Origin of the sequence: Acidovorax sp. 99, assembly GCF_003096455.1 — a bacterium.
GTDB lineage: Bacteria > Pseudomonadota > Gammaproteobacteria > Burkholderiales > Burkholderiaceae_C > Acidovorax > Acidovorax delafieldii.
In genome coordinates this window covers 4,614,806-4,629,256 of record NZ_QEKU01000001.1, presented here as the reverse complement: position 1 = coordinate 4,629,256, position 14,451 = coordinate 4,614,806, and the positions used below count along the sequence as shown (strand labels likewise).

Genomic DNA, 14,451 nt, shown 5'->3' with positions numbered 1-14,451 from the left:
CGCCCGACCATCTGGCGAGCACGCCCGCCCGGTCCCAGCTGGCCCTGCGCCGTGTGGCGATCGACACCTGGCGAGAAAACGTCGCCTACCTGCACCGCGACTGCGCCGTATACCGGGCCGAGGGCTTCCAGGCGCTGTCCAAGATCGAGGTGCGCGCCAACGGCCGCCGCATCCTGGCCACGGTGAACGTGGTGGACGACCCTGCCATCGTGGGCTGCCACGAGCTGGGCCTGTCGGAAGACGCGTTTGCCCAGCTGGGCGTGGACAACGGCCACACTGTGTCGGTGGCCCAGGCCGAGCCGCCCGAGTCCATGGGCGCGCTGTTCCGCAAGATCGCCAGCGAGCGCCTCACGCGGGAGGACTTTGGCGCCATCGTGCGTGACATTGCCGACCACCGGTATTCCAAGATCGAACTCACCGCCTTTGTGGTGGCTTGCCACCGCAACGAGCTGGACCGGGAGGAGGTCTTTTTCCTGACCGATGCCATGGTGGCCAGCGGCCGGCGGCTGGACTGGCACGAACCGCTGGTGGTGGACAAGCACTGCATCGGCGGCATTCCGGGCAACCGCACCACCATGCTGGTCGTGCCCATCGTCGCGGCGCACGGCATGTTGTGCCCCAAGACGTCTTCGCGCGCCATCACCTCGCCCGCCGGCACGGCCGACACCATGGAGGTGCTGGCCAAGGTGGAGCTGCCGCTGGAGCAACTGGCCGACATCGTGCGCGACTACCGAGGCTGCCTGGCCTGGGGCGGCACGGCCAACCTGTCGCCCGCCGACGATGTGCTGATCTCGGTGGAGCGGCCACTCTCCATCGACTCTGCCGGGCAGATGGTGGCGTCCATCCTGTCCAAAAAGGTGGCCGCCGGCGCCACGCACCTAGTGCTCGACATTCCCATCGGCCCCACGGCCAAGGTGCGTTCCATGCCCGACGCGCAGCGCCTGCGCCGCCTGTTTGAGTATGTGGCGCGGCGCATGGGCCTGTCGCTGGACGTGGTCATCACCGATGGCCGCCAGCCCGTGGGCAACGGCGTGGGCCCGGTGCTGGAGGCACGCGACGTGATGCGCGTGCTCCAGAACGACCCGCGCGCGCCTGACGACCTGCGGCAAAAGGCACTGCGCCTGGCCGGGCGCCTGATCGAATGCGACCCCGATGTGCGCGGCGGCGACGGTTATGCGATTGCGCGCGACATCCTCGACTCGGGCCGGGCCTTGGCGCGCATGAACGCCATCATCGCCGCCCAGGGCGCCACGGGGTTTGACCACAACCACCCAGCGTTGGGTGCGCTGACGCTGGATGTGGTGGCACCCGCCAGCGGCGTGGTGGCGGGCATCGACAACTACCAGATCGCCCGCGTGGCGCGGCTGGCCGGTGCGCCCAAGGTGCCGGGTGCCGGGGTGGACCTGATGCACAAGCTGGGCGACACCGTGGCCGCTGGCGACCTGCTGTACCGCGTGCACGCCAGCTATCCGGCCGACCTGGAGTTTGCGCGCCACGCGTGCGATCGGGACAGCGGCTACCGCCTGGGCACCGCCGATGAAGTGCCGCGCGTGTTTGTGGAGTTCTGACCATGGCCGCACCTGAAGCCGCTTGTGTGCTGTATTTCGACGACGAAGTCGCGCCTGCGCTGCGACTTGCACAGGCTGCGGGCCTGACGGCCTGCGCCATTGAGCGCCACCGCTTCCCCGATGGCGAACTCAAGCTGCGCCTACCGGTGGACGACACGGGCTGTCTGCCCCAACGCGCCGTGTTGCTGCGCAGCCTGCACCAGCCCAATGAAAAACTGGTGGAGCTGCTGCTGGCCGCCCGCACGGCCCGCAGCCTGGGCGTGCAGCACCTCACGCTGGTGGCGCCTTACCTGGCCTACATGCGGCAGGACATCGCCTTCCACCCCGGCGAGGCCGTGAGCCAGCAGGTGGTGGGTGGATTTTTGGCGGGCTTGTTCGATGCCGTGATCACGGTGGACCCGCACCTGCACCGCATCGACCGGCTGGAGCAGGCCATCCCTGTGCCGCAGGCCGTGGTGCTCAGCGGCGCCGAGCCGCTGGCCGACCTGATCGCTGAGCGCCGTCCGAATGCGCTGCTGGTGGGGCCCGACGGCGAATCCGCCCAGTGGATCGCCCAGGCCGCCGCCCGCCACGGCTTTGACCATGCCGTGTGCACCAAGGTGCGCCATGGCGACCGCAATGTCGCTATAGAGTTGCCCGCCCTCAACGCCCAAGGCCGGGCCGTGTTGCTGCTGGACGACATGGCCAGCACCGGCCGCACGCTGGCGCTGGCCGCCCGGCTGCTGCTGCAGGCGGGCGCCGCCTCGGTGGATGTGGCCGTGACGCATGCGTTGTTTGCGGGCGATGCGCTGCAGGCGCTTCGCGACGCCGGGGTGGGGGAGGTCTGGAGCACGGACTGCATTCCGCACCCGAGCAACGCGGTGGCGATGGCCGGACCGCTGGCGGGGGCACTGCGGTCGGTCCTGGCTGTGTAACCGGCGCCGCCGGGCACCGCCGGGCTGCGACAATGCGCCATTCCCCTGCGCCCCGTCCCGGCCAGCGCATTCCAGAACACGCACACGATCGAACACACCATGCTGCTTGACGCCACCGAATCCCAACTCGTCCTGGTCGATTACCAGGAGCGCCTGATGCCCGCCATCCACGAAGGCCCCGCCGTGCTGGCCAACGCACGCCGCCTGGCCGAGATCGCCCGCATGCTGGACGTGCCCGTGTGGGGCACCGAGCAAAACCCCTCGCGCCTGGGAGCCAACGACGCCGCACTGCGCGCCCTGTGCCAGAAGACCCTGGCCAAGATGCACTTCAGTGCCGCCGAAGAAGGCCTGGGCGAATGGCTGCGCCCACCGGCCAAGCCCCAGGGCGGCAACGCACGCAGCCTGCCCAAACACTTGCAAAAGCCCGCACCGCTGGCGGCAGAGCGCGGCACCATCGTGATTGCCGGGTGCGAGGCCCATGTCTGCCTGCTGCAGACCGCGCTGGACCTGATCGACGACGAGTTTGAAGTGTGGGTGGTGACCGACGCCTGCGGCTCGCGCACCGAACGCAACCGCGACGCCGCCTTCGACCGCCTGGCCGGCGCAGGCGCTGAGCTGGTGACCACCGAGATGGTGGCGTTTGAATGGCTCGGCAGCTGCGAGCACCCGGCGTTCAAGGACGTGCTGGGGCTGATCAAATAATCAGTTTTGAGCCAAATTGGCTGCTAGCGCTTGATATTCAAGCGCTAGCAGCTATCAAAATCATAGTGATTGGAGTGAGTTTCGGTCAGGCGAAGTAGGGCACGGCCACTTTGACCAGCAACCCCACCACCGCACAGCCGCCCAGCAGCGGCATGACGCCTAGCTTGAAGCGGAACAGCGCCACCAGCGCCCCCACGGCGATGACGGCCGATACGGCGTCAAAGCGGCCGCCAAAGCCCTGCGGCCACAGCAGGTGGTAGGCAAAAAACAGCGCCAGGTTCAGGATCACGCCCACCACAGCAGCCGTGATGGCCGACAGCGGCGCGGTGAATCCCAGCTTGCCGTGCGTGGCCTCCACCAGCGGGCCGCCTGCCAGGATGAAGATGAATGAGGGCAAGAAGGTCACAAACGTCACCACGGCGGCTGCCGCTGCGGCGCCGGCAAACAGCGCGTCTGCCCCCCACACCTGTTGCAGCCAGCCACCCACAAAACCCACAAACGCCACCACCATGATCAACGGGCCAGGGGTGGTCTCGCCCAGGGCCAGGCCGTCAATCATCTGCGGGCCGCTGAGCCACTGGTAGTGCTCCACCGCGCCCTGGTACACATAGGGCAGCACGGCATAGGCGCCCCCAAAGGTGAGCATGGCTGCCTTGGTGAAGAACCATCCCATCTGCGTGAGCGTGCCTTGCAAGCCCTGGGTGGCCACCAGCAGGCCCATGGCCGCCAGCCACAGCCCCAGCCCTGCCAACAATACCTTGACCAGGTGGACGCGAGAAAAGCGCGCATGGGCAGGCGTTGGCGTGTCGTCATCGATCAGCGCGGGGCCATAGCCCTTGTGGGCATTAGCATGGCCGCCCCCCAGCGCAAACACGGCGGGCCAGCGTTGCGCGCCAAAGTAGCCGATGAGCCCGGCCGCCAGCACGATGGCGGGGAAGGGCGTGTCGAACGCGAAGATCGCCACAAACGATGCGGCAGCGATGCCCCACATCCAGCCGTTCTTGAGCGCGCGGGTGCCGATGCGGTGCGCGGCATGCAGCACCAGTGCCGTCACGGCGGGCTTGATGCCGTAGAAGATGCCCGCCACCACGGGCACATCGCCAAAACGCAGATACACCCACGACAGCCCGATCAGGATGAACAGCGAGGGCAGCACAAACAGCGCCCCCGCCACGATGCCGCCCCAGGTGCGGTGCATGAGCCAGCCGATGTAGGTGGCCAGCTGCTGCGCCTCGGGGCCAGGCAGTAGCATGCAGTAGTTGAGGGCGTGCAAGAAGCGGTTTTCGCTGATCCAGCGGCGGCGTTCCACCAGCTCGGCGTGCATGATGGCGATCTGGCCTGCAGGCCCGCCGAAGCTGATGAACCCGAGCTTCAGCCAGAACAGAAAGGCGGCGCGGAACGGGACGGACGTGGGGGCAGGGGACGGTGCTGGGTGCATGGTCCGGGAGTGTGACAGGCCGGTATGACGTTTGCCGACATATCAATATGCCTGCTGCATCTGGAGCCATGGATGATGAGGCAGAGGGTTGGATGCGTCAGTTTGCCGCAAGCCCGTCATGAATAATTATGAATTCAAAACCTGCTGTCCTGGCAGGGCGAGAGAGATGCCGAGGAGACACCCACAATGACCGCACACAGCACCTACGCCGACTTCTACCGCCAGTCCATCGACCACCGCGACACCTTTTGGAGCGAGCAGGCGAAGCTGATCGACTGGAAGACGCCGCCCCAGCAGGTGTGCGACTACAGCAACCCGCCGTTTGCCAAATGGTTTGTGGGCGGCACCACCAACCTGTGCCACAACGCGGTAGACCGGCACCTGGCCACGCGAGCCAGCCAGGCGGCGCTGGTGGCGATCTCCACCGAAACCGACACCGAGCGCAGCTACAGCTTTGCCGAGCTGCACGCCGAGGTGCAGCGCATGGCGGCCGTGCTGCTGTCGCTGGGCGTGAAGAAGGGCGACCGCGTGCTCATCTACATGCCCATGATTGCTGAGGCCGCGTTTGCCATGCTGGCCTGCGTGCGCATCGGCGCGCTGCATTCGGTGGTGTTTGGCGGCTTTGCATCGGGCTCGCTGGCCTCGCGCATTGAAGACGCCGAGCCTGTGGCCGTGGTCAGTGCTGATGCCGGGTCGCGCGGCGGCAAGGTGGTGCCGTACAAGCCGCTGCTGGATGAAGCCATTGCCCTGTCCAAGCACAAGCCCGCCGCCGTGCTGATGGTGAACCGGGGCCTGGCGCCCATGCACCTGCAGGCGGGCCGCGACCATGAATGGGCGCCGCTGCGCGAGCAGCACCTGAACACCGTGGTGCCCTGCGAATGGGTCGAATCGACCCACCCCAGCTACACGCTGTACACCAGCGGCACCACCGGCAAGCCCAAGGGCGTGCAGCGCGACACGGGCGGCTACACCGTGGCGCTGGCTGCGAGCATGAAGCACATCTTTGATGCCAAGGCGGGCGATGTGTACTTTGCGACCAGCGACATCGGCTGGGTGGTGGGCCACAGCTACATCGTTTACGGCCCGCTGATCGCAGGCATGACCACCATCATGTACGAAGGCCTGCCCACGCGGCCCGATGCGGGCGTGTGGTGGAGCATCGTCGAGAAGTACCAGGTCACGCACATGTTCTCGGCCCCCACGGCGGTGCGGGTGCTGAAGAAGCAGGACCCGGGCTATCTGGCCAAGTACAACGTGAAAAGCCTCAAGGCCCTGTGGCTGGCGGGCGAGCCGCTGGATGAGCCCACGGCCCAGTGGATCAGCGACGCGCTGGCCGTGCCCATCATCGACAACTACTGGCAGACCGAAACCGGCTGGCCCATCCTGACCCTTGCCAACGGCGTGCAGCAGCAGACCACACGCTTCGGCAGCCCCGGCAAAGCCATGTATGGCTATGGCGTGAAGCTGATCGACGAGGCCACGGGCGAAGAACTGACCGGTGCCAACCAGAAGGGTGTGGTCGCCATCGAAGGCCCGCTGCCCCCCGGCTGCATGCAGACGGTGTGGCGCGACGATGCACGGTTTGTGAACACCTACTGGAAGAGCATCCCCGGCCGCCTCATCTACAGCACGTTTGACTGGGGCATCCGCGATGCCGACGGCTACCACTTCATCCTGGGCCGCACGGACGATGTGATCAACGTGGCCGGTCACCGCCTGGGCACGCGCGAGATTGAGGAGAGCATTGCCTCCCACCCCAACATCGCCGAAGTGGCCGTGGTGGGCGTGGCCGACAGCCTGAAAGGCCAGGTGGCGATGGCGTTTGCCGTGGCGCGCGATGCGTCAGGGCTTACCGATGACGCCGCACGCCTCAAGCTCGAAGGCGAGGTGATGAAGCAGGTGGACCACCAGCTCGGTGCCGTGGCGCGGCCGTCGCGCGTGTACTTTGTGACCGTGCTGCCCAAGACCCGCAGCGGCAAGCTGCTGCGCCGCGCCCTGCAGGCCGTGGCCGAGCGGCGCGACCCCGGGGACCTGACAACGATGGAAGACCCGGCGGCGCTGCAGCAGGTGAAGGACCTGGTGGGTTGAGTTCAGGCCCGCCCGGGCCGGCGGGTCACTGCAGTGGCCTGGCAACAAATGCCTGTTTACCGTGCCGGTCGAACCCCGCCTGCTCGTAAAAGCGCAGGGTGTTTTCGTCCTTGCGGCCCGTCATCAGCATGACCTTGTAGCAGTGCTCCCCCCAGGCATGGGCCAGCGCGTGCTGCAGCAGCGCATGCCCCCAGCCCTGGCCGCGATGGGACGAGTGCGTCACGACGTTCTCGATGACGCAGTAGGGACGGCATGCACGCGTGAGGTTGGGGATGACGGTCAGCGTGCAGGACGAGACCAGCGCACCCTCATCCCACCCACCAAAGTACCGAATGCGTGGGTTGGCGAGCGCCTCGGCCCACACGGTCTGCACCTCGGGGAGTGGGGGCAGCGGGTCGTCCTGCGCGTGCAGGTGGGTGTACAGACTGAGCAGGGGGCCAGGTCTTCGGCGCTGAGTTCACGGATGTTCAAGGCCAGCCTCCAGGGGGCGAAGAATATGCTTGGTTGCTACTAAACTCATAGCTGCTGACGCATACGACACTAGCGCCTGGCAAGGTTTTAATGCTACAAAACCGGCCGGTTCCGCTGCCACCCCGCAGGCGGCTGCCAGGTGGGCGTCCAGCCGATGAAATCCTCCAGCGGCATGGGCCGGGCAATGCAGTAGCCCTGCGCCTGCAGGCAGCCCAGCTGCAGCAGCATCTGTCCCTGTTCGGCGGTTTCCACCCCTTCGGCGATCACCCGGTAGCCGAACGAGCGTGCCAGGCCGATCACACCCTGCACGATGGCCAGATCCCCCGGGTCGCCCATCATGCCGTGCACAAAGCTCTGATCGATCTTGAGCGTGTCCATGGGCAGGCGGCGCAGGTAGGTCAGCGACGAATAGCCGGTGCCAAAGTCGTCCAGCGCCACCGTCACGCCCATGGCGCGCAGGGCGTTCAGGGTGTCGGCGACGGCGCTCAGGTCGTACAGGGCGGCGCTTTCGGTGATCTCGATCTCGACCAGGTGCGCGGGCACCCGGGGGTGGCGCGCCAGGCAGCCAGCCACCCAGTCGGCAAAGTCCGGTTGCTGCAGGTGCTGTGCAGCAATGTTGATGCTCAGCGGCATGGGCATGCCCCGGTCCTGCAGCTGTTCCAGCACTGTGAGCGCGGCCTCGGCCACCCATTCGCCAAAGCCGATCTCCAGATCGGTGCCCTCCAGCAGCGGCAAGAACTCGCCGGGGGACACCAGGCCGCGCTCGGGGTGCTGCCAGCGTGAGAGCACTTCGGCGCCCACCACCGTACCACTGCGCATGTCCACCTTGGGCTGCAGGTACAGGATGAACTGGGCTTGCGCCAGTGCCTCGCGCAGGTAGTGCCCCTGCGCGCGCAGCAGCTGCAGGGCGCGCTCCTGGGCGGCGTCAAACTGGTGGAAGCGGTTGCGCCCCGCCTGCTTGGCCGCATACATGGCCTGGTCGGCATGGCGCAGCAGGGTGTCGGCGTCGGCGTCGTCCTGCGGGAAGATGGTGTAGCCAATGCTGGCCGTGACGACCACGCGCTCGGTGTCCAGCGTGTAAGGGGCCGAGACGCTTTCCATCACGCGGCCCAGAATGCGCTCGCAGTCGGCCACCGACTCCAGCCCGGGCATCAGGATCACGAACTCGTCGCCCCCCAGCCGGGCCACCGTGTCCACCGGCTGCAGTGCGCGCGTGAGCCGGCCGCCCACCACCACCAGCAGGCGGTCGCCCGCGCCGTGGCCCAGGCGGTCGTTCACGGGCTTGAAACCGTCCAGGTCCAGGTAGGCCACGCCCAGCTGCTTGCCGGTGTCACGGGCCTGGGCCATGCATTCCTGCAGCTTGCGCGCCAGCAACACCCGGTTGGGCAGGCCGGTGAGGGCGTCATACAGCGCCAGGCGCTGCAGCATGACCTCCTGCTCGCGCTGGGGGGTTACGTCGATGGCCACACCGAGCATGCGTGCCGGGCGGCCTTGCTCGTCAAAGCCCACGATCTTGCCCAGGTTGCGCACCCAGCGCACTGGCTCGTTGGGCTGGTTCAGCCGCCAGGTGGCGTCAAACGGGGTGCCCAGGTGGGCGGTGTGGCGCGACAGCTCGGTGGTGATGCGGTCGATGTCGTCCGGCGCAATGGCCGTGGTCCATTGCACGGCCGCCGAGCTGTCTCCGGTCACCGGCAGCCCGCGCATGGCACGCCAGCGGCGGTCGCCCGTGACCAGGCCGGTCTGCAGGTCCCAGTCCCACAGTCCCAGCGATGCGGCGGAGATGGTGAGCGACAGCAGGGCCTCGCGTTCACGCACCTGCACCTCGTTGCGCTTGCGATCAGTGATGTCGTGCACCGAAAACAGCCAGCACGGCTCGCCATCAAACTCGGTGGCGCGCATGGACTGCAGCACGGTGCGCCGGGGACCATTGCGCACGTTCAAGGTCACTTCGTAATCGCTGAGGTGGCCGTTCTGGCTGACCTGCTCCATCAGGCGCTGGCGGTCTTCAGCGGTGAAGATGCCCAGCTCGACGGCGGTGCGGCCGATGGCCTCTTCGCGGGGAATGCCCAGCATCTCGACCCAGGCAGGGTTGAGGTCCACATAGCGGCCATCGCTGCGGTGCGACAGGCCCATGGGGTAGGGCATGAGATGGAAGATGCGCGAGAAGCGCTCCTCGGACTGGCGCAGACGCTGCTCGGCACGCTTGGCCTCGTCGATGTCCTGCATCACGCCGCGCACCCTGACCACGCGGCCGTTCTCGATCACCGGCTCGCCCCGGGCGCGCACCCAAAAAAGATGGCCGTCGGCGTGATAGACCTCCATCTCCATGCTCCACTCAGCGCGTGAACGGATGCTCTGGCGGAACTTTTCGCGCAGCGGCTCGCGGTACTGCGGGGCCACATGGCGGTCGATGTAGTCGCTGGGGAGCGGCTGGTTGGGTGACAGGCCGTGGATGTCAAAACACATGTCCGACCAGTACACCAGGCCACGGCCCCGCTCGTCCTCCCATGCGCCCAGCCGGGCCAGTCGGCCGGCTTGCTGCAGCTGGTTGTAGAGCGCCCGAAGTTCGTCGCTGGTGCGTTGGGCTTCGGTCATGTCGTGGAAAACGAAAACAAAGCAGTTTTCGTCATTCACAAGCACAGAGCGTGCCGACATCAGGCCCGGCACCTGCACTCCCTTGCTTTTCGCAACCAGGGGCAGCCGGTCCACCTTGCCTTCTCGCTGGTAGGTGTCCAGCAGCCGCTTGCGCTCGTGCTCGTTGGCCCAGATGTGCAGCTCCGACGAGGTGCGGCCCAGGACCTCCTCGCGCGTGAAGCCCAGCAGCTCGCAGAACGCCGGGTTCACATCGATGTAGCGCCCGTCGGCTATGCGGGTGATGCCTGCCGGGTCGGGTAGCGTCTGGTAGAAGGTGGTGTATTTGGCCTCTGCGGACAGCAGGGCCTCCTCGGCCTCGCGGTGGGCGGTGATGTCCACGTCCATGCCGATCAGGCTGGCCGGGCGCCCCTGCGCATCGCGCCGGGCGACGGTGCCGCGGGACATCAGCCAGCGCCATCGGCCCTGGGTGTCCATCACGCGGAACTCGGCCTCGTAGCTTTCTTCCAGCCCGTCCATGGCACGGGCCAGCTTGGCGGCATTGCGTTCAGCGTCCAGCGGGTGGCGCCGGGCGTACCAGCGCTGCCAGAGGTCGGGCGCCGCCGCATCCGCACCGCTGATGCCGTAAGCCTCGTAAAAGCGCCCATCGCAGCTGAACCGGCGCTCGGCCACGTCCCATTCCCAGCGGCCGCCGCCCAAGGCGTCCAGAGCCAGCCGCAACTGCTGCTCCTGCTGGCCCAGCGCCTGCTGAATGTCGCTGCGCGCCAGCTCGGCGCGGGCTCTGCTGGCGATCAGAAGCCAGCCGATCCCGAGCATCAGCACCCCCGCACCATGGTGCCAGTGCAGGTTGCTGGCACCACCCGCTGCCGTGCCGGCGGCTGTCATGGCCAGCCAAACCACCAGCGGCAGTGTGAGGGTCAGGCCAGCCAGCGGCGCCCATTCGGGCCAATGCCAGCGAGCACCGAGCTTTCGCCACCCCCAGCCCGAGGCGAGCGCGCTGCCGAGCACGGTGGTGGCGGGCCAGGCGGTTGATGTGTCTGTCCAGAGCGTGGCCTGCAAGGCCAGCAAGGCGGTGATGGCCGCAGCGGGAGCGCCAAAGACCAGCGCCATGAAAGCCGTGGCGGTGGGGTAGGCCACGATGTTGAGTTCCGGCGCATTCCAGCGCAGGGCCTCGAAGGCGGCGATGGAGACCACCCCTCCCGCCACGCCCAGCAGGATCAGGGTGCGCCGCGACGGGTGCAGAGACTCCTGCGGTGAGAGCCAGGCCAGCACGAGCAACAGCAGCATGACGGCGGTGCCTGCCAGCAGCGTGTTGTTACCCATGGTGTTTTCCTTGGGTGGTCTGGTCGCTGAAGCGGGCGGCTGCGGGTCTGAAAAGTGGCGAACAAGCCAAAAGAAGGAGCGGGTGCATATCGCGACCTGTGCCGCATGTGGCCTTGCTCAGAAGGCATGCACCCGATAAAAAAACCATCCGCCAAGTTTAGGCCTGTTCTGAGGTGGGCCGGGCGGGCCGCAGCGTCCTGATAAGTCCGGTTGACAACAAGGTGCCGCACACGATCACCAGCGCGCAGCCCACCATCCACGGCGTGATGGTCTCGCCCAGGAACAGCGTGCCATACAGCACGGCGAACACCGGGGTGATGAAGGTCACGGCCAGCGCGCGGCTGGGGCCCGCGTGCTCGATCAGGCGAAAGTACAGGATGTAGGCAATGCCGGTGCACAGAACGGCAATGGCCAGGATGGCCGCCCAGGCGCGTACACCGGGCATCTGCGCCGGCCACAGCCACAGCGTGGGCAAGGCCAGGCCCAGCGCGGCGCCCAGCTGGCTGCCTGCGGCCGTGGCCAGCGGCGGCAGCCCTGTGAGGTGGCGCCGCGCAAAACTGGCCGACACGCCATAGAACGCCGACGCGAGCAGGCAGGCCGCAATCGCCCAGTGGGCGTGGTCGGTCTTGAACCCGGTGCCGGCAGGTGCGCGCCAGGCCAGCAGGGCCACGCCCATAAAACCCAGGGCCAGCCCCACCCAGCGCAGGCGGTTGATGCGGTCACCCAGCCACACCCAGGCGATCAGCGCACCAAACAGCGGCACCGTGGCGTTGAGGATCGAGGTCAGGCCCGTGGCGATGTGCAGCACCGCCCAGGAAAACAGCGAGAACGGAATCGCCGAATTGATGACCCCCGCAAACAGGATGGGCCGCCAGTGCTGGCGCAGCGCAGGCCAGTGGCCCTGGCGCAGCATGATGGGCCACAGGAACACCGTGGCCAGCGCCACCCGCAGGCCGGCGGTGGGCAGGGGACCAAAGTCGGACGCGCCCAGGCGCATGAACAGGAACGACGCGCCCCAGAGTGCGGCCAGCAGGATGAATTCGCCGATCCAGGTGGAGACGGGCCGGGTGGCGGGGCTGTTCATGCGGTGGCTTTCATGGGATGGGCTGCGGCGGCCAAAAGGGGTGCATTCTCCAGCGTCAGCAAAGCCCTCTTGCGATCGAGGCCGCCTGCATAGCCCGTCAGGCTGCCATCGGCACCCAGCACACGGTGGCAGGGCACCACCACGCTCAGCGGGTTGCGTCCCACAGCAGCACCCACGGCCCGCACGGCGCTGGGGTTGCCCAGCTGGCGGCCCAGCATGCCGTAGCTGATGGTCTGGCCCCGGCCAATCTGCAGCAGCGCGCGCCACACCGATTGCTGGAATGCCGTGCCCCCCGACAGGTCCAGCGGCAGGTCGAAATGCTGGCGCTGCCCGCCCAGGTATTGCTGCAGCTGATGGGCGGCTTCTTGCAGCACAGGGTGGTCGCCAGGGGCCAACGCCCAGGCCTCGGAACCGTGCAAGTGGGCGCTGGGCTCGTGGCGCTGGCCTTCAAACCAGACGCCCGACAAGCCGTTGGGGGAAGCGGCCAGCCGCACGGGCCCCAGCGGGGTGTCGGCCCGTGCCTGCACGGTGAAAGAGTGGAACTGCATGCTGAGAGGTCTTGAAAGAGTGGTAGAGGCCGTTTTGGGGCGAAACTGGCACCATGCGCTAGTGTTTATTGCCTAGTTTGCTACTTTTTTGATAGTGTCTGAGCATCTATAGGCTGAGCCGCTCCGGCACTGCTGCCACCGGCAGCCCATGCGCGCAGCACCGCGTAGCTGCGCCAGGGGCGCCAGGCCTGCGAGGCCTCTTGCGCGGCGCGTGCGGGGTTCTTGTGCTGCTGCACCCCCAGCGCCTTGTGCAACGCCACGTCCCCCGCCGGAAAGGCGTCGGGCCAGCGCAGCACCCGCATGGCGATGTACTGCGCCGTCCAGTCACCAATGCCGGGCAGGGCGCACAGGGCGGCGGTGGTGCTGGGCACGTCGGCCCCCGCGTGCAGGGGCAGGGCGCCGCTGTCCACCGCGCGGGCCAGCGCCACGATGGCCGCTTGACGCTGGCGCACGATGCCCAGCTGGCCCAGCGTGTCGCCATCGGCGCGGGCCAGGGTGGCTGCGGTGGGGAACAGCCGGTGCAGCTCGGGCCAGGGCGTGGCGATGGGCTCGCCCAGCCGCTCCACCAGCCGCTGGCCCAGCGTGCGCGCGGCTGCCACGGTGATCTGCTGGCCCAGCACGGCGCGCACGGCCAGCTCAAAGCCGTCAAACGCGCCGGGCACACGCAGGCCGTCGCCATCCGGGAAATGCGGATGCAGCACGGCGTTGATGGCCGCCGGGTCGGCGTCCAGGTCGAGCATGGCACGCACGCGGCGGATGACGAGCGGCAGCACGGGGTACAGGCTGTCGCTGGTCTGCAGCAGCACCTGGTGGCGCGCCAGATCAAAACGGGCACTCAGCCAGCCGGTGGTCTCCTGCGGCAGGCCGGTGCAGGTCCTGGCCAGCCGGACGGTGCGGCGCAGGCCGGGGCCGTCCGCACCATGCACCACGCACTCCACGCCATGGAACTGCCGCTTTTCAAAAAAGGCCAGCAACGCCGCCACGTCCAGTGGCGGGCGCCACGCCAGGCGCACAGCGCTGGTTCGCCCCGCGCCCGATGCGGCGCTGCCACAGCCGTTGCGCCGCAGCTGGGTGGGGTTGAGCCCGTAATGCCCCACAAAGGCGGCATTGAAGCGGCGCACGCTGGCGAACCCGCTGGCCAGTGCGACCTGCGTCACGGGCATGGCGGTGTCGGTGAGCAGCTGCTTGGCCGTGAGCAACCGCCGTGTCTGCAGATATTGCAGCGGCGAAACGCCCAGGGCCGCTTCAAAAATGCGGCGCAGATGCCGGTCGCTCACACCCAGTCGCTCGGCCAGGCGGGCCACGGTGGCGCTGCCCTCGCCGGGTGCGGCCGGTGTGGGCCAGAGGTCGGGCGCGTCCAGCAGGCGCACGGCTTGCTGCACCAGAATGCCGCTGGCGTCCTGCACCGACCACACCATCGCCTGGGGGGCCAGCTCCGGCCGGCAGCGCAGGCAGGGGCGAAACCCGGCGCTTTCGGCCTGCGCCGCCAGCGCAAAAAAACGGCAGTTCTCGCGCCGGGGTGTGCGCACGGCGCAGACGGGGCGGCAGTAGATGCCGGTGGAGGTCACTCCGGTGAAAAAATGCCCGTCAAACCGCGCGTCGCGCGCCTGCAGCGCCAGGTAGCGGCCTTCGTCGGATGCCACATCCGAGGCGGTGTACGAGGGGGGGGCGGTCGGGGTCATGGGCCAGATCATAGGAGCCTGGCTTCGCACCACTGGCCGTT

10 protein-coding genes are annotated in these 14,451 nt (G+C 67.8%); 4 read left to right on the top strand and 6 right to left on the bottom strand.

The window, feature by feature from the left end:
* Window positions 1–38 precede the first annotated feature (38 nt).
* The 3 genes from C8C95_RS21280 to C8C95_RS21270 all read left to right on the top strand — a co-directional run bounded on the left by C8C95_RS21280 (window position 39) and on the right by C8C95_RS21270 (window position 3,184).
* On the top strand, window positions 39–1,568 hold the full coding sequence (locus C8C95_RS21280) for a thymidine phosphorylase family protein (RefSeq protein ID WP_116750400.1): 1,530 nt from the start codon (window positions 39–41) through the stop codon (window positions 1,566–1,568).
* A 2-nt stretch (window positions 1,569–1,570) separates the two neighbouring features.
* A complete protein-coding gene (locus C8C95_RS21275; RefSeq protein WP_116749905.1) occupies window positions 1,571–2,482 on the top strand; it encodes a ribose-phosphate diphosphokinase in 912 nt (303 codons plus the stop codon).
* A gap of 99 nt (window positions 2,483–2,581) precedes the next feature.
* On the top strand, window positions 2,582–3,184 hold the full coding sequence (locus C8C95_RS21270) for an isochorismatase family protein (protein WP_056062923.1): 603 nt from the start codon (window positions 2,582–2,584) through the stop codon (window positions 3,182–3,184).
* Between the two features lie 85 nt (window positions 3,185–3,269).
* Here C8C95_RS21270 and chrA read toward each other — a convergent pair whose 3' ends face one another.
* Window positions 3,270–4,622: a chromate efflux transporter gene (gene chrA / locus C8C95_RS21265; RefSeq protein ID WP_116749904.1), complete on the bottom strand. Its 1,353-nt coding sequence runs from the start codon at window positions 4,620–4,622 to the stop codon at window positions 3,270–3,272.
* 186 nt (window positions 4,623–4,808) lie between these two features.
* Between chrA and C8C95_RS21260 the strand changes: the two genes are divergently transcribed.
* Window positions 4,809–6,710 (top strand): propionate--CoA ligase, encoded by a 1,902-nt coding sequence (locus C8C95_RS21260; protein ID WP_116749903.1) that lies wholly within the window; start codon window positions 4,809–4,811, stop codon window positions 6,708–6,710.
* Between the two features lie 25 nt (window positions 6,711–6,735).
* Here the strand turns inward: C8C95_RS21260 and C8C95_RS21255 are convergent, their stop codons facing one another.
* The 5 genes from C8C95_RS21255 to C8C95_RS21235 all read right to left on the bottom strand — a co-directional run bounded on the left by C8C95_RS21255 (window position 6,736) and on the right by C8C95_RS21235 (window position 14,410).
* On the bottom strand, window positions 6,736–7,083 hold the full coding sequence (locus C8C95_RS21255; protein WP_243415742.1) for a GNAT family N-acetyltransferase: 348 nt from the start codon (window positions 7,081–7,083) through the stop codon (window positions 6,736–6,738).
* A 191-nt stretch (window positions 7,084–7,274) separates the two neighbouring features.
* Window positions 7,275–11,096: an EAL domain-containing protein gene (locus tag C8C95_RS21250; RefSeq protein ID WP_116749902.1), complete on the bottom strand. Its 3,822-nt coding sequence runs from the start codon at window positions 11,094–11,096 to the stop codon at window positions 7,275–7,277.
* A 157-nt stretch (window positions 11,097–11,253) separates the two neighbouring features.
* Window positions 11,254–12,180, bottom strand: coding sequence for an EamA family transporter (locus C8C95_RS21245; RefSeq protein ID WP_116749901.1), 927 nt, complete (start codon window positions 12,178–12,180; stop codon window positions 11,254–11,256).
* Complete coding sequence (locus C8C95_RS21240) at window positions 12,177–12,728, bottom strand: methylated-DNA--[protein]-cysteine S-methyltransferase (protein WP_116749900.1); 552 nt, start codon at window positions 12,726–12,728, stop codon at window positions 12,177–12,179. The genes C8C95_RS21245 and C8C95_RS21240 overlap by 4 nt, the downstream gene beginning before the upstream one ends.
* An 80-nt stretch (window positions 12,729–12,808) precedes the next feature.
* Window positions 12,809–14,410 carry a DNA-3-methyladenine glycosylase 2 family protein gene (locus C8C95_RS21235; protein WP_243415741.1) on the bottom strand — a complete coding sequence of 534 codons (1,602 nt, stop codon included), beginning with the start codon at window positions 14,408–14,410 and terminating at the stop codon, window positions 12,809–12,811.
* Window positions 14,411–14,451: the final 41 nt, after the last annotated feature.

Coding starts and splice junctions, on each gene's coding strand:
- C8C95_RS21275 (WP_116749905.1), top strand. CDS start 1,571: ATGGCCGCACCTGAAGCCGCTTGTGTGCTGTATTTCGACGACGAAGTC.
- C8C95_RS21270 (WP_056062923.1), top strand. CDS start 2,582: ATGCTGCTTGACGCCACCGAATCCCAACTCGTCCTGGTCGATTACCAG.
- chrA (WP_116749904.1), bottom strand. CDS start 4,622: ATGCACCCAGCACCGTCCCCTGCCCCCACGTCCGTCCCGTTCCGCGCC.
- C8C95_RS21260 (WP_116749903.1), top strand. CDS start 4,809: ATGACCGCACACAGCACCTACGCCGACTTCTACCGCCAGTCCATCGAC.
- C8C95_RS21250 (WP_116749902.1), bottom strand. CDS start 11,096: ATGGGTAACAACACGCTGCTGGCAGGCACCGCCGTCATGCTGCTGTTG.
- C8C95_RS21245 (WP_116749901.1), bottom strand. CDS start 12,180: ATGAACAGCCCCGCCACCCGGCCCGTCTCCACCTGGATCGGCGAATTC.
- C8C95_RS21240 (WP_116749900.1), bottom strand. CDS start 12,728: ATGCAGTTCCACTCTTTCACCGTGCAGGCACGGGCCGACACCCCGCTG.
- C8C95_RS21235 (WP_243415741.1), bottom strand. CDS start 14,410: ATGACCCCGACCGCCCCCCCCTCGTACACCGCCTCGGATGTGGCATCC.